We start from the raw sequence: 23356 nt of genomic DNA, 5'->3' as shown, positions 1-23356 counted from the left end.
CAGCCCCCCAGCGCCGACGGGGGGGTGTGCGGGTGGGGGAGGAAGACCCCTCCCGCCGATGGGAAGAGGCCGCCTCGGGGTGGGCCTCCTCCAGCACCGGTGGCGCCACGAGGCTGACGTCGGTCATGCCGCCACCTCCAGCACGCTGGTGTAGTGGGAGGCGTCGCCGAGGAGTTGGGCGCTGCGCCGGCCGTCGACACCCACGGGGACCTCGCCTGCGACGGTCACCCGGTTCAGGCGGCGCGGGTGGTCGTCGTAGTTGTCCACCGCGTAGTGCTGGGTGATCCGGTTGTCGAAGATCAGCAGCTGGTTCGGGGACCACCTCCAGCGCAGCACGTTCTCCGGCCGGGTCACGTAGGACTGGAACAGGCGCAGCAGGTCGGCGGAGTCCGTGCTGGACAGACCGGTGATCCGCTTGACGAAGCCGCCGATGAACAATCCGCGCTCGCCGGTGAGCGGATGCACGCGGACCACGGGGTGTTCGGCCTCGTAGGGCGTCGCGACGAAGACTCGGTCGTGCTCGCGCTGCCGCTCCGTCGCGGCCGTGGGGCGCGCGTAGTCGAACTGGTTGGTGTGCACCGCCCGCAGCGAGTCGGCCAGTGCGCGCAGCGAGGTCGGCAGGTCGCGGTAGGCGCCGCCCGCGTCGGCGATGAGGGTCTCGCCGCCGTACGGGGTGGCCACGATGGAGCGCAGCGTGGTGACCTGCGGGGGGTTGACCACGAAGGTGACATCGGAGTGCCACTCGTTGGCCTTGGAGGTCTCGCTGTCGACGGCGAGCACGTTGGCCGTGCCCTCGGCGGCCGGCACGTTCGGGTGGGCGGTGGTGAGGTCGCCGAACCAGGCGGCCACGCGCTCCTGACCGGCGTCGTCGAGGTCCACGTCGGAGAAGACGAGCGCCTTGTGCGCGTTCAGCGCACCGCGCAGGGCGGCGATGGTGTCGAGGTCCGGTACGGCGGTGAGGTCGATGCCCTCGATCTGCGCGCCGATGCGGCTGGTGAGTTTGCGGACATGCAGGGGCATGGCAGGTCTCCTTGGGGAGCCGGGAGGCAGGGGGCAGCGCCGCCGGTGCGGGCCCAGGGCATGGCGCGGCGGAGCAGCGAAGAGATGAGGAAAGGCACACGCCTGCCTCGTGAGTCGCAGAGAACTCACGGCAAGGCTTTGGAAAGGGAAAGCAGGGGTGACGAGGGCCGCGCGGCGCGAAGCTGCATTGGCGTGCGAAGAGGCGGCGTCGAAAGCGCCTCGTTCAGCTCATCGGATCACAAAGGGGGCCGAGTGGCCGCGGGAGGTCGTAATCCCGATCAGGAACAACAAAACGCGCTGGACACGTGCGCCAGGTCGATGTGGCGCCGCCGGGTGAGGTCCACGCGCGGGTTCATGGGACAGAGTTGAGCAGAGCCTTCGCCTCGCGGTCAAGCCGTCCCCGGCAGGGATCTCGCATACCGGACGGTCACGATGGGGATGAAGGAGCACGTGGGCGGCGCCATTGTCCAAACCGCGGAGGCGCGTTAGCGTGGTAGTCGGTCAAGAGCGTCAGCGACAAGCCCTGGCTTGCTGACCGGCAACCCTCGAACGCGGTGGGGTGCCCCCAGGTGACGACCCGACAGGACGAAGCCGTCCTGTAAGCGCGAGGCCCACATGGCCCCTGAGAAGTGCGAGGTGATCCGCATGGTTCGAGCTGCCTGCTCCGGCAACGGCCGCGCGTCGCGACTCCTCGCCTCGTTGCTCAGTGTGACCCGCAGGCATGTCGATCTACTGCGGGTCAGCAGCGCGCTGTGTCCGGGCAGCACTGCACTCGTCTGACGATCTCGCCGTAGCCTGTGGGGCTCGTAAAGTCATCGCTGCAGATGGGGATGGCGCTGAGGGCCGAGTACGGAGCCGCCACCGCCGTACTGTGGCACATCGTCCCCGATGTCAACGGCGCCGCCCTCTGTCACAGACGGTTGTCATCTGTCGCAGAGGCGCTCGATGACCGATGCTGACTGCGAAGACATCGAAGTCGGTCAGCTGTGTCCGCGCCGCCGTACCGCCCTGGAGCGGGCTTCCCGAGAGACCGATGACCAGGGCTGAGACCTTGCCTCACGTGGTGTCGGAGCTCTTGCTTCTGCTGGTACGCGACCATCCTCAGATCGATGCGGACGGGGCCGAATGCCGGTGCGGGTGGTGCAGGTTCTGCCTACCCGTCCCAGTGGGATGCCTGGACGGCAGGAGGCCAGCACTGAATCCGGCTGGCCCCGACGTTGAGGGCGCTGAACTGGGTGAGCCCGCAGGTGTTGAACCGGGTGCCGATCACGGCCCCTCCCGAAAGGGCCAATCGCCGAGACGGCGCTCGTACGGGAGGCTTGGAGTGGTGCGGCGGCGATCGGATCGCGGTTACTGCCCCGAAACCGGTCGTGCAGACTACTCGGGAGCTGATCGAGGGAGTCCACCGGCGCAGCGTCCTCCGCGCCGCAGCGCCTCGGCGAGTCCTGCCGGATCCGCCGCCTCAGCCACCCTGGGCTACGGACTCCCCTGTCCGCATGGCCGTCCACGCTACTCCGGCCTGACCCGTGCGTGTGACGCGTCCTGGTAGCAGGCGCGGTCACCGGGAATGCGTGGTCGGATGGCTCTATGGAGGAGCGTCACGGAGATCGGGCCGCGCCCGGGGCCGGGGGCGCGGGGAGGTTCGGCGGGCGCCTGCTTGGTCGTCTCCTGGATCGTGCGGCCGCTGTGCCGCCTCGGCTCTTCGTCTCGGTGGTCGCGCAGGAGCTCGCCGTCGCCGGCGGGCGGGACGCCGTGCTGCTGCTCCAGGACTACGAGCAACTGCTCCTCGTCCCCCTGTCATACGACGGCTGCGCCGGCACGGGCCCACAGCCGATCGTCGGCTCACCGGCGGGGCGGGCCCTCGTGGAGGAGCGTCTGGTCGCGCTGCCCGAGGCAGGCGGGCTGCGGGTCTACCTCCCGCTGACGGACGGCGGCGAGAACCTCGGCGTGCTGGCACTGACCGTGGACCGCCTCGACGACCGGGAGGGAGCGGAACTGACCCAGTTCGCCACCCTGGTGGCGAGCCTGCTGACATCACGGGACCGGTCCACGGACCTGTTCACTCGGGCACGGCGGCGCCGTCCGATGAGCGTCGCCGCCGAGATCCAGTGGTCCCTGCTCCCTCCGCTGACGATGTCGGTCCCCGAGGTGGAGGTGGCGGGTTTCCTGGAGCCGGCCTACGAGGTCGCCGGGGACAGCTTTGACTACGCCCTGAACGGCGACACCCTGCATGCCGCCGTGATCGACGCCATGGGGCACGGCCTGAAGGCCGCGGTGATGGCCACCGCAGCGATCGGCGCCTACCGCCACGCGCGGCGTGCGGGCGTCGGCCTGGCTGAGATCTACGCCTACATGGACGAGGTGATCGCGGACCAGTTCGATCCCGAGCACTTCGCCACGGCGCAGATGATGCGGCTGGACGTCCCGTCCGGACGGTTGCAGTGGGTCAACGCCGGGCACCCGGCGCCGCTGCTGGTCCGCGACCACGACGTCGTCCGGATTCTCGACAGTCCGACCACGCTTCCTGTCGGCTTCGGCGGCGAGAAGCCGCTGGTCAGCGAGGTGAACCTGCAATCAGGAGACCGGATTGTCTGCTTCACTGACGGCGTGGTCGAGGAGCACACCTCGGGAGGCATCCAGTTCGGCCGCACGCAGCTCATCGACATCGCCGCACGTGTGGGGCGCGCCGGGAACGGCCTGGCAGCCACCACACGGGCCCTCTCCCACGCCCTGAAGGCGGCACGGGGCGGGCGCACCAGCGACGACGCAACGATCTTCCTGATCGAATGGCGTGGAACGGGCCGTTGACGGACCTTCCCGCGGGCGTGGATGCGCACCGCGGAACCGGCCTCAATCGGGCAGGAGCGGAGTACGGTGAAAGTACCGAGGGTTCTTCGGACACCGGCGGCCAAGCCCCGTCGTTCTCGGCGAACGCCGACACCACGCCTGCCCTGGCGGGGCCCGGGGACGGGCCCGCACCATGACCACAGCGCCGCTTCCCGGGCGTTCTCCCGCGCTGCCCGACCCTCCGCCGTTCACGCCCCGCCCGCGCTTCGCGCTCAAGCCAGTCGGCCCCCCATCCGGTCTGTTCGACGGGGCCTGGTGGCCTCACTCCGATGACCTTGCGCACGAACTTCCGCTGATCATGGCCGAGTTGGATCGCAGTTGGGGGCGCATCAACCGCGTGACCGTCGACCCTCGCCACTGGAGGCAGCCGCTGCCGGCCCGGCTGCCGATGGCAGGCCGTGTCATCCGGATCGGCTGGTGCGCCGTCGACCAGGATCCGCACAAGCTCCTGCTCCTCTCTTTCGGTGTCGGACGCTGCAACCTGCTGGTCGTCCCGCTGCAGACGGACCCGACCACAGCCGCCCGGCTGATGGCGGCGGCCGCCGACCCCGCCATCCGGCAGACCGCAAGCGCCCTGCTCGCCGCTGCCGTCGCCCTGGCCACCAACACACCTGGGAGGCCGACGGTGGCGTCCTCGCCCGCGCCTCCCTGGGGCTGGGGCAGGCACTACCCGCTCTGCACCCGGCGGCCGACTGCACGGTCGAGCACCTCAAGGCTCGGTTCGAGCAGCAAGGGACGTTCGGCGAAGCGGAGCTGTGGGCGGGCCTGCTGGCCAGGGCTGCGGAGGCCTGTGGTGGGAGCCTTGGACTCGAAGCGCTGGCCGAGGAGTCCGGGCTCACGTACGAGCAGATCGGGGCGGGCACCTTGTGGCAGTTGCTGTGCTGGAAGGGGAGCAGTCCGTAGACGCGGTAGCTGTTGCCGGCGCGCTGGACTGATCAGGCGTCAGAGTTCCGCTGGTCTGCGACATCGTGCGCGGGCGTCGACCAGGCGTCGTGTTCCCAGCGGGATCCGGCGGTAAGGCGGGTCGCAGGGCGGGGCACAGCGGGGGAGACTCCGCCCGTGGCGGGGGGAAGGTGACGGAGGGCCGTCGAATCAGTGACACGGGTCTTGTCCCCGGGCCCGCGCGCGGGCCCGGTGTCGGCGTTCATCGAGAACGACAGGGGCACTGCAGCCCGTGCTGGGAAGACCCTCGGTGCTTTCAGCCTGCTCCGCGCCGGGCCGGAGAGGACCGGCCCCAGGTCCTGATCATCAGCATGGCACGGGACAGTTCGCGCCGGGATCAGACCTGCCGGGGTGTGGGTGGTCGCCGCCGGACGAACGGTCGGGGAGCGGACCGGGCGCCTCCGGGGCGCGTGTGGTGTCCACTGTGAGGTGCAGTCTCGTACCGGTCCCGTCCGGCCCCGCCGGATAGCTGCGCTGTTCGGTGCTCACGAACGTGCTGCGCAGCACAAGCGCGACCTGGCGCGCGGCGTCCGGCGTGGCTGCGATGACGCGGACGTCGGCGTGCCCGAGCGGCGGCAAGGGCTCGTCCTGCACAGGTCCTCCACTCCCCAGGGACAGGTGACATGGTGTGGGCCGGTCGGTGGCCGACCGCCGGCCGGGCTTCCGGGGTCCGCCCCACCGTGGACCTTGTGACCGCCGGGAGCCACGGCAGCCAGGGGCGGGGCTCGGCGTGCCCGACGGCTTTCACGCTACTGCGGCCCCACCGGAGTAGCGTGGAATCGGCCCCCGAAGCGGCTCGGCGCGTCGGCCTCTGTTTGGCGGAGCGACGTCGGCTGTCGGGCGGGGTGGTCCGTTGTGGACAGGCGGTGTCCCATGAGTGTCGATCCTTGCACCACGCCGTCAGCGGGAAGGCTGCTGCCGGACGGAAACGACTGGCCGCGGGCGCCCGGTGCGGTCGTGCTGCGGCTGGAGACGACCGCGTCGCGGCTCGGCGCGCACGACGGCGCCTGGTGGCCGCGCTCACGCGACCTGGCCGCGGAGCTTCCGGCACTGATCACGGCGGTGGCGGAGTCCGTGGGGCCGATCCAGCGGGTGGGCCTAGACGCCGCCGCATGGGACGAGGTGCCGGGACGGATGACCGTCGACGACCGCGTCGTCCACATCGACTGGTTCCCGGTCGGCGACGACACGGTGATCCTCACCCGCGGCGACCACGACCACTTCCTGCTCCTGGTCGTTCCTCCCGACGCGGACCCCGCGGCCGCCCAGGCCGCCATGGCTGCGGCGGTGCTGGCCGGAGCCTCGGACTCGGCCCGGCAGATCTTCGTCAAGACCGGCATCACATCCGCGGCGTGACCCGTGGACCGCCAGACCGCAGGGAAGCCCCGGGACCACGACCCCCGAGGGCCGACTGTGGCGGTGTGGCACGTGCGTGACTTCACTCCGGACGACCTCGAGGCAGTCGTGCGGCTCGACGGTGAGAACGCCGGCGCGGACCCGCCCGCTGTCTTCCGTCTCTCGGAAGTCGTGGCCGCGCTGCAGGCCGGGAACCCGAGCGTGGTCGCGGTGGCCGAGGGACATCTCGTGGGTGCGGCGGTGGGCCGGGTGGACGGGGACCGGGCCTGGGTGCTGCGCGTCGCCCTGCATCCGGCCTGGCGCAACCTGGGCCTCGGCACGGCGCTGGTCTCGGCACTGGAGCATCGTCTCCAGGCGGCCGGAGCCAGGATCGTCGCGGCCGTTCTTTCGGCGGAGGCGACCGGCGCCACGGCGCTGGGCAACTCGGGCTTCTCCCATCACCAGGGTCTGACGTACTTCGAGAAGGTCGCCGTGGTGAGTGCCCAGGGCTCGGCGGTTCTGGCGTCGCTGGGGGGATCGGTGCCCGATGCCGGCCTCTGGGGGCAGCTGAGAGGGATGACCGACGAGAAGCGGCTCATCGAACGCCGCCTGGTGCTCCCGCTGGCCAATCCCGGGGTCGCGGACGAGCACGGCGTGGAACCTCCCCGCGCGGTGGTGCTGTTCGGGCCGCCGGGAACGGGGAAGAGCACGTTCGCCAGAGCGGTGGCCGGCCGGCTCGGGTGGCCGTTCGTCGAGCTCCTTCCCTCCCGGCTGGCGTTGGAGGGTGGGCTCGCCACGGGCCTCGGTCACCGTTTCGGGCAGATCGCGGAGCTCGACCGGGTGCTGGTCTTCATCGACGAGGTCGAAGAGGTCGCCAGTACGCGCAACCTCGCGGACCCGGCGTCGGTCGGCGTGGTCAACGAACTCCTCAAGTCGATCGTGAGCTTCCGTGAGCGTGACGGCAGGCTGCTGGTGTGCGCCACCAATGCGGTCTCCGCCTTGGACCCGGCTTTCCTGCGGCACGGCCGGTTCGACTACGTCCTGCCGGTCGGGCCGCCGGACCGGGCGGCCCGCATCGCGTTGTGGACCGGCTACATCGCCAAGACGGGCACGGACGCCGACACGGAAGCCCTGGCAGACGCCAGCGAAGGGTTCACTCCCGCCGACGTCAAGCAGGTCGCCCGGGGGGTCGCCCAGACGGTCTTCGAGCGCACTCTCGACACCGGCGAACGGGCACGTCCCACCACTGCTGACTACCTGAACGCCATCGACAGCACCCGGGCGACCGTGACCGAGGAGATGGCCCGGGAGTTCGCCGACGACGCGACCCGGTACGGCCGGACCTGAGGACTCGCGGCGCAGGGGGTGAGACTCCGCAGGCGTCGGCCGCGTCCGGCCCTGCCGAAGTGTCGCGGTTATGGTCGGAGCATGGCCCGTACCCGGCTCTACCGAAGCGGCGTCCTCGCCCTCGAGGGCTTCCCGGTCAGCGACGTCTCGCGGTATCTGGCGGAGCCGAACGCCGTCGTGTGGCTGGACCTGTGCCGACCGGACCCGGCCGACTTCGCGGCGGTGGGCGAGGAGCTGGGGCTGCACGAGCTCGCGCTCGAGGACGCCGTGCATGCCGGACAGCGGCCGAAGCTGGACAGCTACCGGTCCCACCAGTTCCTCAGCGCCTACGCGGTTTCCGTCGCCCCGGACGACGTGAGCTTGGTGACCAGTGAGATCGCGGTGCTGATCACCGCGAACGCGCTGATCACCGTCCGCAAGGACGCCGGTCTGCCGATCGACGAGGTGGTGGCCCGCTGGGACCGGGCGCCTGCCTCCGCCTCCCCGGCGCCCGGTGTGGGCCTGCTGCTGTACGGGTTGCTGGACTACCTGGTGGACGGGCACTTCGCCGCCGTGCAGCATTTCGACGACCGTATCGAGGAGCTCGACGAACTGCTCTTCGGAGAGGAACGCAGGCAGATCCAGGAGGTGCAGCGGCGCTCGTACGAGTTGCGCAAGTCGCTGGTCCGCCTGCGCCGGGTGGTGCTCCCCATGCGGGAGGTCGTCAACTCGCTGATGCGTCCGGACCTGGGGGTGGTGCCGGAGCCGCTCATGCCGTACTACCGCGACGTCTACGACCACGTCCTGCGCGTCACCGAGTGGACCGAGTCGCTGCGGGACATGCTCACCTCCCTGGTGGAGACCAACCTCTCGGTCCAGGCCAACCGCATGAACATGATCATGAAGAAGGTGACCAGCTGGGCGGCGATCATCGCCGTCCCGACCGCGATCACCGGCTTCTACGGGCAGAACGTGCCCTACCCCGGCTTCGGGAAGGAGTCGGGATTCCTCGTCTCCAGTCTCGTCATCGTCGTCCTCTCGGTGCTGCTGTACGTCGCCTTCAAACGCAAGGACTGGCTCTGACCGGAGTCGGGGGGCAAGCTGAATGGGGACATCCCGAGGAAGGGGGGCCAGATGGTGATCGAGGCTGCGGACATCCGCGAATGGCGCACCCAGGACGTCGTGGACCCGGGCGGCCACAAGATCGGTGCGATGGAGGCGGTCTACGTGGACACCACCACCGACGCGCCGGCCATGGCCACGGTGCAGGTCGGCCTTCCCACCCGTCACCGACTGGTCTTCGTCCCCCTCGACGGAGCGGTCGTCGGCCCCGGGTACGTCCGGGTCAACTACGCGAAGTCGCAAGTGAAGGGCTGCCCGGCGATCGGTGTGGACGATGTCCTGCCCGCGACGGAGGAGGAAGCGATCTTCCGGCACTACGGCCTGACCTACCAGCCCGGAACGGCGGGCGAGCGGCAACTCGCCCGGCGATGAACGACATGCCCCGCATGGAAGGGAGGGCGTGATGGCTCTGTTCCTGCTCGTGATCATCGTGGCGATCGTGCTCGGGATCGTCGGCGCCGTCGCCAAGGGCCTGCTGTACCTCCTGGTCATCGGAGCCGTGCTCCTGGTGGCCGACCTGATCTACCTGGGCTGGCGCTGGAGGCGATCGGGGCGCCAGGCCCAGCGCTGACGCCCGCGCCGGGCGCGGAAAACCGGGCACCGCGGCTGTGCTAGCCGGGCGGGGGTGGTGCCCCGTCCAGTTGTTCCTGGAGCCACTTCAGCGCTTCCGGCGTGGCCCCGTTAGCCCTCGCATAGTCGAGCAGCCGCTCGACCTGGCCGTCGAGGAGAAGCCGGACGTCCTGTTGCTGCGCGACCAGGAATCCCGCCGCCATACCCTTCATCCCCCAGGAGGCGAGGGCCTGCTCCACGGCCGCCCGGTCGCCCCTGCGGGCATCGTCCATGATCCGGTCGGTCAGGGCCTCCAGGTCGATATCCATCGTCATGCACCCCAGCCTGCGCGGCTCGCCGCGGATGCGCGAGACGACCCACCCCAGGTCACCCCGGGTACGCCCGGACGCCGCCCACCCCACCCTGGACTGGGGACGCCACGGCGGGCTCGTCGCCGTGCAGCAGGTCGACGGCATCGGCGAGCAGCGGAGCCACGGAGCACACCTGGAGCGGCGACGCTCCGGCTGTCTCCACGGGAAGGGTGTCGGTGACGACCAGACGGCGGATCGGAAGCCGTTGGAGCCGGTCCCAGGCGCCGCCGACGAGCAGGGCGTGGGTCGTGGCCACGGTGATGTCGGCAACGGCGCCGTGGGCCAGCAGGACCTTCACGGCCGTCTCGACGGTGCCCGCGGTGCTGATCATGTCGTCGATGATCGCCGCGGGTCGTTCCGCGACCTGCCCGACCAGTTCCTCGGCCAGCACCTGCGTGCCGGAGACGCGTGTCTTGCGAACCACGGCCACAGGGAGGCGCAGCAGCCGGCCGTAGTGCTCGACGAGCTTGACCGCGCCGAGGTCGGGTGCGACCAGCACGGCGGCCCGGGACAGCTCCTGGCCCAGGGCGTCCGCGAGCAGCGGCACGGCGGTGAGCACTTCGACCGGGACGCCGCACATCGCCTCGAGCGCGGCGGTGTGCGGATCGATGACGACCAGCCGGTCGGCGCCCGCGGCCACCAGCAGGTCGGCGGCGACGCGGGCGCCCACCGGCTGCCCTGCGGCGGTGCGCCGGTCCTGCCGGGCGTAGCCGAAGTACGGCACGAGCGCGGTGAGTCTGCGCGCACCTCCCCGGCGGCACGCGTCGAGCAGGAGCAGCAGCTCCACCAGGTTGTCGTTCACCGGCGGCCCCGTGGGCTGGACCAGGTACAGGTCCGCGCCCTGCACGTCGCCCACCACGGGCCGCAGTTCGCCGTCGGGGAAACGTTCGGTCTCGCAGGTCACCGGTTCGGTGCCGAGCGCTGCCGCGACGGCCTCCGCCAGGGCCCGGTGACCTGTCCCCGCGACGATCCGGGGCCTCATCGCCGATCCGCGTGTGCCACGACGACTCCTCTCCGCCATCCGCCCCCCGGGCGGCCAGTCGGTCAGCTGCCGAGCTGCTCGGCGGTGATGACGCCCAGCGCGAAGCCGTCGGCGTCGACGACCGGCCAGACGTGTGCGCCGTGGTCGCGCATGGCCTCGGCGACGGCGTCGATCGGGGTGTCGGGGTGCGCGAAGGGCTCGAGCGGGCGGATGAGGTCACGCAGCCGGGCGTGCTGGCTGTACCAGGGCTGGGACAGGTAGCCGCTCAGGTCGTCCCTGGTGACCAGGCCGACACAGTGGCCGTCGTCGCCGCGGACGAGTAGATACTCCACGTGGGCGCTGTGCAGGATGTCCAGAGCCTTGTCGACGGCGGTGTGGTCGCTGACCTGCAGGTCTGCGGGGACCATGACGTCGGCGGCGTGGGGACGGTCCGGGGACTTGTCGAGGGTGGACGCCATCGGGGTCTCCCTTGGTGCTCGGGGTCGCTCCCGGCTTCGAGACGCTCAGGGTGTCCTGGCCAGAGGCCGGACTCGAGGCCGGGGCCGACGTCGGGGACCGGGGCGGATTCGACGCCTGGGCGGAGGGATCAAGCAGGGTGGGCGGTGGCGCGTCCTGATGAGCCGACGGGCGAGGCAGACGACGCACCGCGTCCGCCGTCGCATGCGTCATCCCCTTCAGTCCATGCTAACCGGGCGCTGTCCTGGCCGGAGGGGGCCGACCGGCGATACCTGGCTGCCGACCGGGCCGGCTCTTCCGTACCGCGCGGTGTCGCCCCGTCGGCGGGCGAGCCCCGGCCGTAGCCTGGAGTCGGCCGTCATGGTGCGCCGCTGTTCCGCGGCTGCGCGGTGAGGCGTCGAGGGCGGCTCAGGCTCGCCCGTTGATCCGTGCCGTCGGCAGGAGCGGGACATGGACTTCGTTGTCGTCGTCGAAATCCCCCAGGGGAGCCGCAACAAGTACGAGATGGACCACGCTCTCGGGCGCATCCGGTTGGACCGGATGCTCTTCACCTCCACCCGCTACCCGGCCGACTACGGCTACGTCGAGGGCACTCTCGGACTGGACGGTGAACCGCTGGACGCACTCGTCCTGGGCGGCGAACCCACCTTCCCGGGGGTCCTGATCCGCTGCCGTGCGCTGGGGATGTTCCGCATGAACGACCAGCGGGGCGAGGACGACAAGGTGCTGTGCGTCCCAGCCACCGACCCCCGTATGAACCACCTGCACGAGCTCGACGACGTGTTCCCCCATGACCTCCGGGAGATCCAGCACTTCTTCGAGGTCTACAAGGACCTGGAACCCGGCAAGTCCTTCGACGGTGCATCCTGGCTCGGCCGGTCGGCGGCCGAACAGGAGATCACCTCGGCACGAGCCAGGCCGGCTTCCGGCCCCTCGCGGGAGCACGAGGCCAGGGCGACCCCGACGCACAGCTGACCGGCGCCGCACGAACTTCGGTCCGGGGCGAGCGGCCCGCCGCCGTCGCCACATCATGGCTCCCGCGATGTGTACTGCCGTCACATCGCGGTAGTCATGGATGACCTGAGCCCGCCGAGGAGGATGTCGAGACCGCGTTCGAGTTCCGCGGCGCCGTCGTAGGAGGCCAGGACCGAGGCGAGGCTGCGGAGCAGGGGGAACTCGTGGATCGGCAGGCGGTGCAGGCCCAGCCGTAGCAGGTCGTCGGTCTCGTCGGGGTTCTCGACGAGCTCCTGGAGTTCGTTGAGGACGTGTCCGTGCAGGAAGCCGAAGAGGGCGCGGTAGATGTGCAGGGCGTCGGCTCCGCTGAAGCCGGCGCGGGTCAGCAGGTCGAGGACGTCCTCGAGCGGGCGAAGAGTGCCGCGGGGGCGCAGCGCCAGTGGTGTGGCCAGCGGACGGGTGACCAGCAGGGGCACCACGTGGGGGTGGGTCAGCGCGATTCGGCGGAACTGGTGTGCCACACTGCGGAGTTGGGCGGTCCAGTCGGGGTCTGCGGGGTCCACCGTGAGCTCGGCGAGGACCGTCTCGGCGACGCCGTCGAGCAACGCGGCCTTGTTCTCCGCATGGCGGTACAGGCTCATCGGGTCGCGGCCGAGCGCGCGGGCCAGCCCGCGCATGGACAGCTTCTCGATGCCGTCGCGGTCGACGATCTCCAGCGCGCAGGCCAGCATTCGCTCGCGGGTGAGCTTGCCGTCCGGATGTGGCTCGGGTTCCCGAAGTGCAGCACCGATTGAGGACGTGTCCATGCCGTCACCCTCTTCCGCCGGGGGCGGGCTTCGTCGCCGTGCGAGAAGGCTCCGATCCCTTGTAGACCTACGATCTCACATGAACTCGTAGATCTACACTGTAGACAGCGGTGTAGATCAGGAGTTGACTGTAGGTCTACGGCGTATATCCCATATGGGAGGGAACGTCATGATCATTGTTCTCGGACTCCTCATCCTCGTCGTCGCGGCCGTCATGGCCGTGGCGGGAATCTTCGGCAACACCGGCAGCACCCACGCCGTCAACGGCGCGTTCTCGGTGTTCGGCCACCACATGACCGGCTCCACGGGAACGCTCTTCCTCTTCGGCATCATCGTCGGCGCAGCGGCCATGCTCGGGCTGGGCCTGCTCCTTACCGGCGCGCGCCGCACCTCGCGCCGCGGCCTGAACGCGCGCAGGGACCTGCGGCAATCCCGCCGCGAGACCGTCGCCGCGGACAAGGACCGCGAGGTTCTGGCCGGGCAGCGTGACACCGCCCGCGCAAGGACTGCAGTTGTCGCGCAGGAACGCGACGACGTCGCGGAACAGCGTGATGACCTGATCGACCAGCGCGAACTCGACCAGCGTGAACGCGTTCGTTCCGGATCGTCGGGTACGCGCGCGATCGCGGCATCGGACGGCGCTCATGTGCCGTCGGGCGGAGGCACCCGCGGTCTGCATCTCTTCGGGTACCACGTCACGCGCCGCTAGGCCCCGCCGAACGGCGAATCCCTCGCGAAAGGAACCCGGACATGAGTGTCGCCAAGAAGCTCGCCCACAAGGCCGAAGCGGTCAAGGGCGGCGCGAAGAAGGCCGCAGGCCGCGCCACCGGTTACCGCGCCTTGGAGGCCGAAGGCCGCACCGACCAGGTCAAGGGCAACACCAAGCAGGCCGGCGCGAAGGTTAAGGACGCGCTCAGGCCCTGACCTGGAGTGTCACACAACCGCCCCCGGCAGCCGAATCGGCAAGCCGCCTACGTCCACTGGTCCTGGGCGGCGCCGGATTCGCCCTGCACGCCCTGTGGCTGCTCGGCTTCGCTTCCGAGGCCAGGGCAGCACCGCGGGCAGCCGCAGTCCTTGGTACCGCTGGTAACGCTGCGGTAAGCCGCTCCGGGCCCCGGAGTTGGTGAGGTCAGCGATGCCGGGGTGATCGGGGGATCTGGTCGGTGTCGAACTCGCCGTCGGCGATCAGCCGGGCCAGGTGCGAGAGCTGGTGATGGTGGGAGCGGGCGTAGGCGCGGAACGCTGCGAACGCCTGGTCCGGGGTGACCTGCCAGCGCTCGGCCAGGATGCCCTTGACCTGTTCCAGGACGATCCGGCTGGTGAGTGCGTACTGGAGCTGTCCGCGCTCGGTCTCGCTGTGGGCCAGGGTGCGCTGCTGCAGGATGGCGATGGTGGCCACGTCCGCCAGCGCCTGGGCCAGGGCGGTGTCCGCGTCGCTCAGGGCACTGTCCCTGGTCTGGAACAGGCCGAGAGCGCCGATGACGCGCCCGCGCAGCCGCATCGGGATCGCGTTGGTGGACAGGAAGCCGGACTGCAGGGCGGCCGGGGTGAACTGCGGCCACGCCTGTGAGGCGTTCGGGTCCGCGAGGTCGATGTTGGTGCGCGGCCGGCCGCTGCGGTAGCACTCCACACAGGGACCCTGGTCGTACTGCAGGGCGAAGAGTTCCAGCAGCCGGGTGTTCTCGTCCGAAGCGGCCAGCACCTGCAGCACGTCGTGCTCGTCGGCCAGCAGGACCCCGCACGCCGCGACGTCCAGCAGTTCCACGCAGCGCTCGGACAACCGCTGGAGAAAGTCGATCAGGTCGAAGTCATCGATCAGTGAGTCGGCGACCTCCACGAAGACCTTGGTCAGTTGCTGCTCGCGGGCCATGGCGATCAGTCCTTGTCTGAGACGGGCAACGGGTTTCCGTCGCCGTTGCCGTTGAGGTCCAGGCGCAGTCGCCGCGCGACCACGTCACGGGAGACGTCGGTGAGTGGCCGGCCGCTGCTGTAGGCGTGCGCGCGCAGCCGCGCCAGAGCCTGGGGCAGCGACACGTCGAGCTGGACGCTGACCATGCCGGTGGCCTGGTGCACGACGGCGTGCAGCAGCGCGTCGGCGGAATCGGCCGGAGCGGCCCCGTTCGGGCCCGGCACGACGCTGCCGAGTGCGCGCCCGGCCAGGGCATGCGCCAGGACCTGCGCGTCACCGACCTGCCCGTCGGTCAGCGGCCCGGCCGTCCGGCGTACCAGGGTCAGCACGCCGACGCGGATCGCCCCGATGCCCATCGGGAAGCAGAACACCGCGCGGGCCGCCAGGTCGGCTGCCTCCACGCTCAGAGCTGGCCAGCGTTCGGGCCGCACCAGCGCGAGGTCGGGCACCAGCACCATCGCGTCGCCGCGCACGGCCTCGGGGCCGGGGCCCTCGCCGAGAGTGAACTGCAGGTCCTCGAAGATTCCGGCGGCCTCGTCTGTGCACCACATCAGCTCCGCCCGGTCACCCCCGGTCGCCAGGGAGACCGTCAGCCCGGTCACGCCCAGGGTCACCGCGGCCAGCACGGCGACGTCCGCTGCGGCGTCGAACCCTTCGTCGCGCTGAAGCAGCCGCAGAACCTCGGCCATGCCGTCACTGATCACCGGTTGTCCTGTTCCGGAAGGACCTGGGGCGTCGCAGATCGCCACCCGACAACGAAGGGGCTGCCGAGTTGACGGCGATAGCGCGTGCCCCCGTATCCCTACGACTCCCGACCAGTGCGACCACCGTACCGCGCTCTCCGTCGCACCGGTGCCCAGGCGACGGGGGGAGCTTCCGCAACGGCGACGACGGCGAGGGGAGCAGGGCGCGAGTCTCGCTGGTGCGGCCCATCGCGACCTCCTCGCTGCGCCGAGCGGGTCTCCCCGTGCAACACAGGGAACTTATGGCAACAGAGTATTCGGGGCTCTGCGCCACCGGCCCTGCCCCGCGACGGAGGCGACGGAGGATGGGCGGCTCTACGTCGGGCGCGCGGGCTGCGGCGCGAGCAGGAGGCTCTCGGTGTCGGTCAGGGCGAGCAATCGCGCAACCGGCGGTGCCGGGTGGTGCAGTCGCACGGATGCTCCGATGGCCGCGGCGCGGTGGTAGGCGTCCAGGAACGCGCTCAGGCCGCTGCAGTCGCAGAAGCCGACGTTGGTGAGCTCGACATCGATGGTGCGCGCGCCATCGAGCAGGCACCGCGTCAGGGCTCGGTGGACCAGTGAAGCGGAATTCAGATCGATGTCGCCGATCAGGGTGATCTCCGCACTGCTCCCGCGATCGTGCCGCTCGACTGCCAACGTCGCCGCCCCCGCTCGGGGCTGGGGAAGGCTGTGGCTGACCATCATGCGTCGAGTGGCGACGCTTTCCGCGGACATCCAGATCTCCTCGGCTGTCTCGTCCGTGAGACCGCCGGGGGCTGGGGCAGCCGGAGCAAGGCCGCAGTTGCGACCTGAGGCCGGGCGTCGGGGGAGCTGCGTCGTACCGGCCTCGACCGTGCGCGCCGACCAGGCAAACAGGTGTTCTGCTGGGAACTCTACGACGTGCCGAGGCTGTCTGCTGTCACGCGGACCAGTCACGAAACCCGCTCACGGACCCCGGAGCCTCGTCGCAGCGTCCCACTCCTCCCGCGGTCGGCCCGGGCCGGGCAGGGTCAGATCCGGGTGAGCGGTTCGTCGGGGCTGAAGGCAGTGGGCCATGTGGCGGCGCGAGTGCGGGCGACGTCGGCGCGCAGGCGGGCCTTGCCCAGTTCGCCGAACGGCGGGGCCTGTGAGGGCAGCATCGCCGGCGCGGAGTCGAAGCCGTCCTGGACGGGGACGGGGTGGAGCAGGGCTTGCAGGAGCTCGGCGTCCCAGGGGGCGAGCTCGCGGTAGGTCTCGGCCGGGGCGGGCACCGGGCGGGACTGGGTGTCGAAGAAGCGCAGCATCTCGACGGGGAAAGGCATCACCAGGGTGCTGTTCTTCTCCGCAGAGACGTCCACGACGGTCTGCAGCAGCCGGAGTTGGAGTGCGCCGGGGGTGTCGGCCATCACGGCGGCCGCCTCGGAGAGTTTCTGGGAAGCCTGGAACTCGCCGTCGGCGGCGATCACGCGGGCGCGTCGTTCACGCTCCGCTTCGGCCTGCTTGGACATGGAGCGCATCATCTGGTCGGGCAGGGCGATGTCCTTGATCTCGACGCGTTCGATGCGCAGTCCCCAGGGTTCCTCGGTCGGGGCGTCCATGACCTGTTTGAGTTCGGCGTTGATCTGGTCGCGGTCGGACAGCAGGGTGTCGAGGTCGGCGCGGCCGATGACGGAGCGGAGCGAGGTCTGGGCGATCTGGGAGACGGCGTGGGGGTAGTTGTTGACGTTGACCAGGGCTTTGACGGGGTCGATGACGCGGAAGTAGACGACGGCGTCGACGGTGACCGTGACATTGTCAGCGGTGATGGCTCCCTGGGTGGCGACGCCGAGGACCTCGGTCTGGACCGAGACCTTCCGCATCCGGTCGCCGATCGGGCGGATCAGCCGCAAGCCCGGATCGCGCATGCCCGGCAGGAGCCGGCCGAAGCGGAAGACGACCCCCTTCTCGTACTGCTGCACGGTGCGCACGCTGAGCGAGACCAGGACGAGGGCGGCGATCGCGAAGAGTACCGCGACAGTGATCAGAATGATCACGATGTTCACATCCTTCGATGGTTCGTCACGCCCCGCTGCGCGGACACCCGTCCGCAGTTGCGGACGGGTGTTTCCGGCGCAGGAATCGCCGGTTCACGCAGCGAAGCAGGTTCAGGAACAGGGCCCGGCGCGCCGCCGTCAGGGACGGTGAACCGTGTGCCGGGCCGCAGTGTCACGTCGGTGGAGGCCCCAACGGTGCGGCTGGACTGTCGTCGGCAGGGCGGTGTGACGGGCGTTGGCCAGCTGGATCAGCAGCACGCAGGCGTAGATCACGGCGGAGATTGCGAGCACGGTGAGGAGCGTCGTCATCGTTCTCACCTGCCTGAGGACACGCTGATGCGGCCGATGGACATGATCAGCGGAACGGACCGTGCCGCGCCGCCCTCGGATTCCCATGCGGCTTCCGCGCTGATGTCGCGGGCCGGGGCGTCGGCCGCGTTGGTCGCGTCGTTGACGCTGCGGTCGCGTTCGGCGGCGAGCAGGCCGCTCGCGGTGGACGAGCCGGCCGGGTCGCCCGCGGCGGCCATCAGCCGGGCGGCGGCCGCCTGGTTGGTTTGCGGTGGGATGACGAGCAGGTCCCAACGGCCCGTGCGGTAGGACAGGAGCAGGAGCTTGTGCGGGTCCTGCTCGGTGGTGAACCAGCCGACCTTGACCACATGTCCCTGGACCGGAACCTCGCGGGGCAGCGACTCCCAGTGGCGAGGGTTCACGTTGACCCTGGTGATCCGCCCCCACACCCGGTCCAACGTGGGGATGAGTGAGGGCAGTTCGCGAAGGAGGTCGTCGGAGTGCGGCCACCAGGCGCCGTCCAGGGCGCCGACGGGGAGGCCGCCGCCTCCGGCGGCGGGCCGCAGGGCGAGGCGCAGCACGGGGGATTCCGTGCGGGGCGGGGGAAGGGCGACCGAAGGTGGTCGCATGAGTGACACGGACATGATGCGCGTCCTGTCCCCGGACCCGCGCGCAGGCCCGGCGTCGGCGTTCGCCGAGAACGACAGGGGCACTGCAGCCGGTGTGCGGAAAACCCTCGGTACCTTTGTGATACCCCGCCTGACGGCATTGCGAACCGATGCGGGGCGTCCGATCCGGCCCGATCCATCAGGCCACCAGGTCGGGCCGCCGGTGGCCGTCGCCGCGCCCGTCAGGACAGCCGGACGCGGGTGCCGGAAGATGTTCCTGGACAGCCGGGGCTACCCCGGGACGGCCGGAACCGTCGGCACGGGGTTCCAGCGCATCGCCACACGCATCGTGCCGCAAACCCGGTCAGGGCCGAGGGTGAAGGAGCCCGCTGTGAACACTCGCACGAACCCATGGGCGGCCTGGACCACCGAGGGCATCTTCTCCGGGCACGGTGGCGTGCAGACGGAGGAGGGGGACGTCCTCCAGGGCGAGTTGACAGTGCACACCACCTGGAGCAGCGGGCAGGCCGGCATCACGGTGCGGTACGTGGGGGCTGAGGATTGGTACACGCTCCAGGGCAGTCCGCTTCCGGCGGGCGACGAGGAGACCGCGCGGAGCCTGCACCGGGCAGCGGTGAAAACGGTCCAGCGGGGGCGCGGGGCGTGACGCGGGGGCCGCGCGGTGTGAACGTGGGCCGATGACGGCTGTGCCTCTGCTGATCACAGACGGGCGGCGTTGTTGTCGTGGCGCGGCCCTTCCTGAGCCGCACGGCACGGACGTTCGGTCCTCGCGTTCGCCGGCGCCCGAACGGGCGAGGCAGGTACGCCCCTGACCGGGCGCTATGCGGTGAGTTTATCGAGGAGGGCGTCCAGCTCCCGCCGACGTTGCCGCCGGTGCCAGGGGTGCCAGTGGCTGCCGAGTTCGCGTGCTCCCCGGGGTGCCGGGACGATCAGGACCGGGCACACTGCCCGGGTGGTACAGCGCCGGGCGACTGACCGTCTGGGCGGCCACCACGCGTGACGTCGCTGCGCTGCGGCGACGACGAGCACGTCCCGGTCCCGGCACGCGACCGCCGCCAGCGCCTGGTGGAGCGGAATGCTCTCGGTCTCGATGGACACCACCACGTCACGTGGCACACCGCCCATCGCCTGCTCGAAGGCATGCCGAGCAGCTACCAGTGCGTTTCTCCTGAGCGCCGACCGGGGATCCTCCGCGGCGAAGGACTGAGGGTCCATCCCGGTGTTCCACCCTCCGCCTCCAGGTTCGGGTGGGGGACGGTACGTGCGGACCGCTCGAACCTCCATGCCGCGGAGACGTGCCATCTCCACCGCCTCGCGCAGTGCCCGCAGCCCGGCGAGCGAGTCGTCCACACCGACGACGACACGCCCGATGTCCCGCTCCCGCACGGTCGATCACCGCCCTCGCTTCGTGACCCGATCTCACCGACCCCGAGACGCCCGGCCGTTCAGGCTTCGCTGTCTGGCCACTGCCATCGCGATGAGCAGCATCCACCAGGCCGCGTCCGCCAGCAGGACCGTGAGCGCCAGCAGAAGCGCGTCTGTGCTGCGCACAGTGAACGCGACGGCGAGCAGGACGGCGGCGAGCGCCAGCCCAGCCGGCCCGACCACGCGGCGGACACCGCGGCGGCGGTGTCGCGGCGGAGCCCAGGCATGGAAGCATTCCAGCAGATGCACCAGGTCGGGTTCGCTCGCGCTTAGGTGCTCCTCGATGTCGGACAGTGCGCGTCGCTCGTGCTGGGAAAGCATCGTGTGCGCCTCCCGCGTTCCGCTTGTTCTGCGACTCAGGCACGGACAACACGTCGGCAGGAAATCGAACCAGCCCGGCCGAGATTGCTGGGATCAGCCGCAATCGGGTGTGCTCGGGCAGTGTCGTCGCCTGCGCGATCTGCGGGTCCCCGCAGAGCTCGACACCACCCGACCACGCCCGCCCTTCGCCGACAACGCCCGTCTGGTGCGTGGGCGGCCCGCATGCATCCCTGATCGGGCGGCAACGCTGTTCGCGGACACCCGGACTCTCCGGCTGCCTTGTCTGGGACACCGCCGGGGGCTGGGGCAGCTGGAGCGCTCGCCGTTGAGGCGGCCGGCTCAATCGGTCTGTCCGAGACGCCGGAGCAGAGGGCTTCGGGCGTTCGAACCCGCCGACAACGCATTTCCGCCATCGACTCTACGCCGTGCCGCAGCAGCCTGGTAGCGCACGGAGCGGCTCTAGCCAGGTCGACGGGGAGCCGAAGTCCGCGCCCTGGGCCGGATGGGCCCGAAGATCTCGTCCGCCACGCCGCCCCTGGCGGCCGGCTGCATGCCGTTCGGTCTCACTCGCGAACGCCACGCCGACTCGGGTCACCCGGGTCACCACGCGGTGGCCGCCCTCGCTCCGCTCGGTGATCATCTCGTTCTCGGCCAGGGTCCTCAGTTTTCGCCCACGTCGTCCACCGGCATGCCGGTGCGCTGCACGATGTCCCGGTCGGTGGGGAAGCGCCGCAGTTCCTCGAACAGCTCGGCCAGCGCCCGCAGCACGTTCTTGAGGTCCTGCGCAGTGATCTCGCCGTCCACACGTCCACCGTAGGCCGGGGTCGTCCCGGCCGCCTCTCCGTGCGTTGACTCGGGCCCAAGCCCAGCGCTGGACTCGGCACCAGGAGAGGGCGACCTGTCGGATTGGCCGCCACGCGTCGACCGCCGCACCCGCTCTGCTGCGACTCATCCCGCTGCCCGACGGGCACGACTCCGCGAACGTTCGCGACGCCATCACGGCCGCGACGGCCGCCCTCCCGACACCGCGAGGATGACGCTGACGTAGGACCAGGGCATCGACACGGCCCGCCGCGACGAACTGGCGCCGCTCTTCCAGGATGGTGTCTTCTTCGCCTGCCCAGCTAGCCCCTGGCAGCGCGGCATGAACGAGAACATCAACGGCCCGCTGCGGCGATACCTCCCCAAGGGCACCGCCCTGTCCGTCCGCACCGCCGACGAAATACGCGCAATCGAGGAACGGCTCAACGACCGGCCCCGGAAGAACCTGGGATGGCGAAGTCCTGCCCACGCCTTCGCCGCCGCTCTGACAGCATGAGACCAGCAACGTTGCACGATCATGCGAATCCGCCAACTGAACACGAGCGCTGACGACGCGAAAGGGGCAGATCCCGACCGACCAAAGTGGGTCACGGTTCAGCCGCAGCCGACAAAGCGCTGTGGCGTACTCGTGGCGATGCCGCTGGGACATAGCCGGGCTCCTCCTTCGACGAACGAATCGCGGTGAATACGGGAACCGCCCGGCCGCGCCCCGTCTGCCTCGGCCTCCAGCCGGGGGCCTTCTCGCCCTTGTCCTGCATCGAAACTACTCACGCCCTGAACAAGGGGTCGTCCGGTCCGCTGCGCAGGTCCGCCTCCAGTGCAGCCCGCAATTCCATCAGGTCCTCCAACTCGGCCAGCGTGCTGAACCGGGACAGAAGTTCCTGGGCCATCCGCGCGTCGCCGCACCGGACGGCCCGCACCAGGCAGGCGATCACCTGGGAGACAGTCAGCCTTGTCATGTCGGTCTCCGACTTCACCTCAGACAGCCCCAGCTCGTCCCGGTCGCCACCGCCGTGACGGACGGTGCTGCTGCTGCCCGACCGCCCGTGTTTCCGCTGGTTACTCGGGGAGAGCCGGTCGATGAAGGGCACGGGGGCAGATCCTCTCGAAGCCGCAACGCCTCGCGCCGCGATCTGCGTATGCTCGCGACGGGCCTGGGGTCGTGCAGTCGCAACGCCGCCCCGACCACGGCCTCGCGCCGGTGGGCCTGCAGGAGTGCGATCAGGCCGCTGCAGTCGTCGAGGGCGACCATGACGAGCCACCGGGATGGCGTGCACGCCACCGGCCAGACAAACCGGCCGGCCCCCGGCGCAGGAGCGGCCCGAGTCCCGGCCCAGCTCGCCGGTCAACCTGATCGTCGTCCTGCCCTGTCCGTCGTGACGCTCAACCGCGAGTGCGGCCGAGCTCCCGATCCCGCACCGGCGCGGGTGTTGGCGGTCTGCCGTCGATCGGGCATTGATGTCGCGCGCGCCCATCCAGGTCTCCTCGGCCGTCTCCTGTGGGACGCCGCCGGGGGCTGGGGCAGCTGGAACAATCGCCGCCGAAGCGGACCCTGTCGATCGGTCAGGCCGAGCAGTCACCCACGCACACGGATTCGCACGCTCACACCAACCAAGGAGCAGGTATTCCACCACAGACTGTACGGCTGATTCGGTCGGGCCTGATACTGCCCGGGGCGTTCGAACAAGTGCCGGATCATCCGGCGTAGTTGAGGGCGGACCCGGCGGCGCCACTACGTCGGGTGCCTGAACCGCTCGAACTCGGGCAGCTTGCCCACCTCGACATACGCCGGAGAGACCGGCTTGTCGGCGTCATCCACGCGTACCAACATGACGACTGAACTGGCACGGATGAGGTTGTCGGCAGGCGCAGTGTCATCAGGCCGAACGGGCTTGGTGGGCCAGGCGACGGCCTTCTGCGTAGAAGGCTTCGAGTGCGGGGGCGTCGGAGAGTTCGCTCAGGGGACGTGCGGCGCCGAAGGGCGCGTTCCAGAACGCGCCCGACTGCGGCGGGGTCCACGGCCCGACGTACGCGTAGGGCTCGTCCGCGAATGCGTCGCCGAGGGAGATGCCTAAGTTGACCTCGTCCCAGGTAATGCTGAGGTCGAAGTGTTCGGGCCACAGCACGGCGGTCTCGTGCGGGGCGAACTGGCCCAGCGCCTGAAGGCCGAGTGCGAGGACGTCGGAGATCCGCCCAGCGGACTGCGGATCGACCTCGATGATGTCCTCGGTGGCGATGTCGCTTCCTTGGGGGTAGAGGTCCACCGGGGCTCCGGGGGTAATCCCGGCGGTGCGGGCCAGGTCCGCGTAGCTGCCTGCCAGGGAGAGTGTGTGTCCGCCCGCGATCAGGCGCAGGTCCTGCACCCTGATGTCCGGTTCCTTGGTGGTGGCGAATCCGCCTGGGATCACCCGAAGCCGGATCGTCCCGCTGCGGCGGAACTGGGGCCCAGCCATCAGCAACTCGGCGAGTCCGTGCAGGCTCCGCCTGGTCCGGACGAAGTCAGCGCCCGTCGCCCTGG

Annotated in this window: 28 protein-coding genes, 1 pseudogene and 1 riboswitch; of the genes and pseudogenes, 13 read left to right on the top strand and 16 right to left on the bottom strand. The window is 70.3% G+C overall.

Features of this window, described 5'->3' with window-relative positions:
- Positions 1-123: 123 nt before the first annotated feature.
- Positions 124-1020 (bottom strand): TauD/TfdA dioxygenase family protein, encoded by an 897-nt coding sequence (locus TR50_RS22880; RefSeq protein WP_042424813.1) that lies wholly within the window; start codon positions 1018-1020, stop codon positions 124-126.
- Positions 1021-1519: 499 nt separating this feature from the next.
- Positions 1520-1631: riboswitch (SAM riboswitch) on the top strand.
- A gap of 4 nt (positions 1632-1635) precedes the next feature.
- Between TR50_RS22880 and TR50_RS50150 the strand changes: the two genes are divergently transcribed.
- From TR50_RS50150 to TR50_RS47625, 8 genes are all read left to right on the top strand, one after another.
- Positions 1636-1800, top strand: a complete 165-nt coding sequence (locus TR50_RS50150) for a putative leader peptide (protein ID WP_369405766.1) — start codon at positions 1636-1638, stop codon at positions 1798-1800.
- 807 nt (positions 1801-2607) lie between these two features.
- Entirely contained in the window at positions 2608-3828 is a 1221-nt protein-coding gene (locus TR50_RS22875) for a PP2C family protein-serine/threonine phosphatase (protein ID WP_042424811.1), read from the top strand.
- 172 nt (positions 3829-4000) lie between these two features.
- Positions 4001-4885 (top strand): DUF5994 family protein, encoded by an 885-nt coding sequence (locus TR50_RS50145; RefSeq protein WP_369405765.1) that lies wholly within the window; start codon positions 4001-4003, stop codon positions 4883-4885.
- Between the two features lie 797 nt (positions 4886-5682).
- Positions 5683-6165, top strand: a complete 483-nt coding sequence (locus TR50_RS22865; protein ID WP_052441243.1) for a DUF5994 family protein — start codon at positions 5683-5685, stop codon at positions 6163-6165.
- 57 nt (positions 6166-6222) lie between these two features.
- On the top strand, positions 6223-7491 hold the full coding sequence (locus tag TR50_RS22860; RefSeq protein WP_042424800.1) for an ATP-binding protein: 1269 nt from the start codon (positions 6223-6225) through the stop codon (positions 7489-7491).
- An 81-nt stretch (positions 7492-7572) separates the two neighbouring features.
- The gene (locus TR50_RS22855) at positions 7573-8553 is read left to right on the top strand and encodes a magnesium transporter CorA family protein (RefSeq protein ID WP_042424797.1); all 981 of its coding nucleotides are present in this window, start codon (positions 7573-7575) and stop codon (positions 8551-8553) included.
- A 54-nt stretch (positions 8554-8607) separates the two neighbouring features.
- The gene (locus TR50_RS22850) at positions 8608-8964 is read left to right on the top strand and encodes a PRC-barrel domain-containing protein (RefSeq protein ID WP_042424900.1); all 357 of its coding nucleotides are present in this window, start codon (positions 8608-8610) and stop codon (positions 8962-8964) included.
- Between the two features lie 31 nt (positions 8965-8995).
- Positions 8996-9163: a hypothetical protein gene (locus TR50_RS47625; protein WP_162837967.1), complete on the top strand. Its 168-nt coding sequence runs from the start codon at positions 8996-8998 to the stop codon at positions 9161-9163.
- A 40-nt stretch (positions 9164-9203) separates the two neighbouring features.
- On the opposite strand, the gene TR50_RS22845 is transcribed toward TR50_RS47625, so the two are convergent.
- The 3 genes from TR50_RS22845 to TR50_RS22835 all read right to left on the bottom strand — a co-directional run bounded on the left by TR50_RS22845 (position 9204) and on the right by TR50_RS22835 (position 10952).
- Positions 9204-9476, bottom strand: a complete 273-nt coding sequence (locus tag TR50_RS22845; RefSeq protein ID WP_152648573.1) for a hypothetical protein — start codon at positions 9474-9476, stop codon at positions 9204-9206.
- A 52-nt stretch (positions 9477-9528) separates the two neighbouring features.
- Complete coding sequence (locus TR50_RS22840) at positions 9529-10494, bottom strand: ribose-phosphate diphosphokinase (RefSeq protein WP_042424786.1); 966 nt, start codon at positions 10492-10494, stop codon at positions 9529-9531.
- A 62-nt stretch (positions 10495-10556) separates the two neighbouring features.
- Positions 10557-10952: a CBS domain-containing protein gene (locus tag TR50_RS22835; protein WP_042424782.1), complete on the bottom strand. Its 396-nt coding sequence runs from the start codon at positions 10950-10952 to the stop codon at positions 10557-10559.
- Between the two features lie 448 nt (positions 10953-11400).
- Here TR50_RS22835 and TR50_RS22830 point away from each other — a divergent pair, with 448 nt between their 5' ends.
- Entirely contained in the window at positions 11401-11925 is a 525-nt protein-coding gene (locus TR50_RS22830) for an inorganic diphosphatase (protein ID WP_042424779.1), read from the top strand.
- An 80-nt stretch (positions 11926-12005) separates the two neighbouring features.
- Here TR50_RS22830 and TR50_RS22825 read toward each other — a convergent pair whose 3' ends face one another.
- Positions 12006-12710 carry a TetR/AcrR family transcriptional regulator C-terminal domain-containing protein gene (locus TR50_RS22825; protein WP_084700789.1) on the bottom strand — a complete coding sequence of 235 codons (705 nt, stop codon included), beginning with the start codon at positions 12708-12710 and terminating at the stop codon, positions 12006-12008.
- Positions 12711-12864: 154 nt separating this feature from the next.
- Here TR50_RS22825 and TR50_RS47925 point away from each other — a divergent pair, with 154 nt between their 5' ends.
- Both TR50_RS47925 and TR50_RS44440 read left to right on the top strand, forming a co-directional pair.
- Positions 12865-13419, top strand: coding sequence for a hypothetical protein (locus TR50_RS47925; RefSeq protein WP_063775123.1), 555 nt, complete (start codon positions 12865-12867; stop codon positions 13417-13419).
- 41 nt (positions 13420-13460) lie between these two features.
- A complete protein-coding gene (locus tag TR50_RS44440) occupies positions 13461-13634 on the top strand; it encodes a CsbD family protein (protein WP_084700787.1) in 174 nt (57 codons plus the stop codon).
- A 205-nt stretch (positions 13635-13839) separates the two neighbouring features.
- Here the strand turns inward: TR50_RS44440 and TR50_RS22815 are convergent, their stop codons facing one another.
- The 6 genes from TR50_RS22815 to TR50_RS22795 all read right to left on the bottom strand — a co-directional run bounded on the left by TR50_RS22815 (position 13840) and on the right by TR50_RS22795 (position 18270).
- Complete coding sequence (locus TR50_RS22815) at positions 13840-14580, bottom strand: GAF domain-containing protein (RefSeq protein WP_042424775.1); 741 nt, start codon at positions 14578-14580, stop codon at positions 13840-13842.
- Between the two features lie 5 nt (positions 14581-14585).
- Positions 14586-15308: an ANTAR domain-containing protein gene (locus tag TR50_RS22810; protein ID WP_042424892.1), complete on the bottom strand. Its 723-nt coding sequence runs from the start codon at positions 15306-15308 to the stop codon at positions 14586-14588.
- Between the two features lie 369 nt (positions 15309-15677).
- Positions 15678-16076: an STAS domain-containing protein gene (locus TR50_RS22805; protein WP_236654541.1), complete on the bottom strand. Its 399-nt coding sequence runs from the start codon at positions 16074-16076 to the stop codon at positions 15678-15680.
- Between the two features lie 275 nt (positions 16077-16351).
- A complete protein-coding gene (locus TR50_RS22800; RefSeq protein WP_439654236.1) occupies positions 16352-17353 on the bottom strand; it encodes an SPFH domain-containing protein in 1002 nt (333 codons plus the stop codon).
- A 138-nt stretch (positions 17354-17491) separates the two neighbouring features.
- Complete coding sequence (locus tag TR50_RS46910; protein WP_160311164.1) at positions 17492-17662, bottom strand: hypothetical protein; 171 nt, start codon at positions 17660-17662, stop codon at positions 17492-17494.
- Between the two features lie 5 nt (positions 17663-17667).
- A complete protein-coding gene (locus tag TR50_RS22795) occupies positions 17668-18270 on the bottom strand; it encodes a DUF5994 family protein (RefSeq protein ID WP_236654540.1) in 603 nt (200 codons plus the stop codon).
- A 370-nt stretch (positions 18271-18640) separates the two neighbouring features.
- On the opposite strand from TR50_RS22795, the gene TR50_RS22790 reads away from it, so the two are divergent.
- Positions 18641-18916, top strand: coding sequence for a hypothetical protein (locus TR50_RS22790; RefSeq protein ID WP_042424884.1), 276 nt, complete (start codon positions 18641-18643; stop codon positions 18914-18916).
- Between the two features lie 173 nt (positions 18917-19089).
- Here TR50_RS22790 and TR50_RS50140 read toward each other — a convergent pair whose 3' ends face one another.
- The 3 genes from TR50_RS50140 to TR50_RS46905 all read right to left on the bottom strand — a co-directional run bounded on the left by TR50_RS50140 (position 19090) and on the right by TR50_RS46905 (position 20820).
- Positions 19090-19656, bottom strand: coding sequence for a universal stress protein (locus TR50_RS50140; RefSeq protein ID WP_084700781.1), 567 nt, complete (start codon positions 19654-19656; stop codon positions 19090-19092).
- Between the two features lie 33 nt (positions 19657-19689).
- On the bottom strand, positions 19690-20016 hold the full coding sequence (locus TR50_RS22785) for a DUF3040 domain-containing protein (RefSeq protein WP_042424769.1): 327 nt from the start codon (positions 20014-20016) through the stop codon (positions 19690-19692).
- A 660-nt stretch (positions 20017-20676) separates the two neighbouring features.
- The gene (locus TR50_RS46905; protein WP_160311163.1) at positions 20677-20820 is read right to left on the bottom strand and encodes a hypothetical protein; all 144 of its coding nucleotides are present in this window, start codon (positions 20818-20820) and stop codon (positions 20677-20679) included.
- 301 nt (positions 20821-21121) lie between these two features.
- On the opposite strand from TR50_RS46905, the pseudogene TR50_RS46900 reads away from it, so the two are divergent.
- Positions 21122-21334: pseudogene (locus TR50_RS46900) on the top strand (transposase); the annotation flags it as partial.
- A 271-nt stretch (positions 21335-21605) separates the two neighbouring features.
- On the opposite strand, the gene TR50_RS22780 reads toward TR50_RS46900, so the two are convergent.
- Together TR50_RS22780 and TR50_RS22775 are read right to left on the bottom strand one after the other, a co-directional pair.
- A complete protein-coding gene (locus TR50_RS22780; RefSeq protein WP_042424765.1) occupies positions 21606-21929 on the bottom strand; it encodes a hypothetical protein in 324 nt (107 codons plus the stop codon).
- Between the two features lie 786 nt (positions 21930-22715).
- The gene (locus TR50_RS22775; protein WP_201776858.1) at positions 22716-23246 is read right to left on the bottom strand and encodes a hypothetical protein; all 531 of its coding nucleotides are present in this window, start codon (positions 23244-23246) and stop codon (positions 22716-22718) included.
- Positions 23247-23356: the final 110 nt, after the last annotated feature.

This window comes from Streptacidiphilus anmyonensis, assembly GCF_000787855.1.
GTDB classification, from domain to species: Bacteria; Actinomycetota; Actinomycetes; order Streptomycetales; family Streptomycetaceae; genus Streptacidiphilus; species Streptacidiphilus anmyonensis.
Note: the sequence above shows the minus strand (reverse complement) of the source record. Positions and strands in the feature narration are given on the sequence as shown.

What these genes read in the sequence shown, in the direction of transcription:
- TR50_RS22880 (WP_042424813.1), bottom strand. Translation starts at nt 1,020, where the DNA reads ATGCCCCTGCATGTCCGCAAACTCACCAGCCGCATCGGCGCGCAGATC.
- TR50_RS22785 (WP_042424769.1), bottom strand. Translation starts at nt 20,016, where the DNA reads ATGCTTTCCCAGCACGAGCGACGCGCACTGTCCGACATCGAGGAGCAC.
- TR50_RS47925 (WP_063775123.1), top strand. Translation starts at nt 12,865, where the DNA reads ATGGGAGGGAACGTCATGATCATTGTTCTCGGACTCCTCATCCTCGTC.
- TR50_RS22855 (WP_042424797.1), top strand. Translation starts at nt 7,573, where the DNA reads ATGGCCCGTACCCGGCTCTACCGAAGCGGCGTCCTCGCCCTCGAGGGC.
- TR50_RS22795 (WP_236654540.1), bottom strand. Translation starts at nt 18,270, where the DNA reads ATGCGACCACCTTCGGTCGCCCTTCCCCCGCCCCGCACGGAATCCCCC.
- TR50_RS22805 (WP_236654541.1), bottom strand. Translation starts at nt 16,076, where the DNA reads ATGTCCGCGGAAAGCGTCGCCACTCGACGCATGATGGTCAGCCACAGC.
- TR50_RS22835 (WP_042424782.1), bottom strand. Translation starts at nt 10,952, where the DNA reads ATGGCGTCCACCCTCGACAAGTCCCCGGACCGTCCCCACGCCGCCGAC.
- TR50_RS47625 (WP_162837967.1), top strand. Translation starts at nt 8,996, where the DNA reads ATGGCTCTGTTCCTGCTCGTGATCATCGTGGCGATCGTGCTCGGGATC.
- TR50_RS22865 (WP_052441243.1), top strand. Translation starts at nt 5,683, where the DNA reads ATGAGTGTCGATCCTTGCACCACGCCGTCAGCGGGAAGGCTGCTGCCG.
- TR50_RS50145 (WP_369405765.1), top strand. Translation starts at nt 4,001, where the DNA reads ATGACCACAGCGCCGCTTCCCGGGCGTTCTCCCGCGCTGCCCGACCCT.
- TR50_RS50150 (WP_369405766.1), top strand. Translation starts at nt 1,636, where the DNA reads ATGGCCCCTGAGAAGTGCGAGGTGATCCGCATGGTTCGAGCTGCCTGC.
- TR50_RS22825 (WP_084700789.1), bottom strand. Translation starts at nt 12,710, where the DNA reads ATGGACACGTCCTCAATCGGTGCTGCACTTCGGGAACCCGAGCCACAT.
- TR50_RS22875 (WP_042424811.1), top strand. Translation starts at nt 2,608, where the DNA reads ATGGAGGAGCGTCACGGAGATCGGGCCGCGCCCGGGGCCGGGGGCGCG.
- TR50_RS46910 (WP_160311164.1), bottom strand. Translation starts at nt 17,662, where the DNA reads ATGACGACGCTCCTCACCGTGCTCGCAATCTCCGCCGTGATCTACGCC.
- TR50_RS22830 (WP_042424779.1), top strand. Translation starts at nt 11,401, where the DNA reads ATGGACTTCGTTGTCGTCGTCGAAATCCCCCAGGGGAGCCGCAACAAG.
- TR50_RS22810 (WP_042424892.1), bottom strand. Translation starts at nt 15,308, where the DNA reads ATGGCCGAGGTTCTGCGGCTGCTTCAGCGCGACGAAGGGTTCGACGCC.
- TR50_RS22840 (WP_042424786.1), bottom strand. Translation starts at nt 10,494, where the DNA reads ATGAGGCCCCGGATCGTCGCGGGGACAGGTCACCGGGCCCTGGCGGAG.
- TR50_RS22815 (WP_042424775.1), bottom strand. Translation starts at nt 14,580, where the DNA reads ATGGCCCGCGAGCAGCAACTGACCAAGGTCTTCGTGGAGGTCGCCGAC.
- TR50_RS44440 (WP_084700787.1), top strand. Translation starts at nt 13,461, where the DNA reads ATGAGTGTCGCCAAGAAGCTCGCCCACAAGGCCGAAGCGGTCAAGGGC.
- TR50_RS22845 (WP_152648573.1), bottom strand. Translation starts at nt 9,476, where the DNA reads ATGACGATGGATATCGACCTGGAGGCCCTGACCGACCGGATCATGGAC.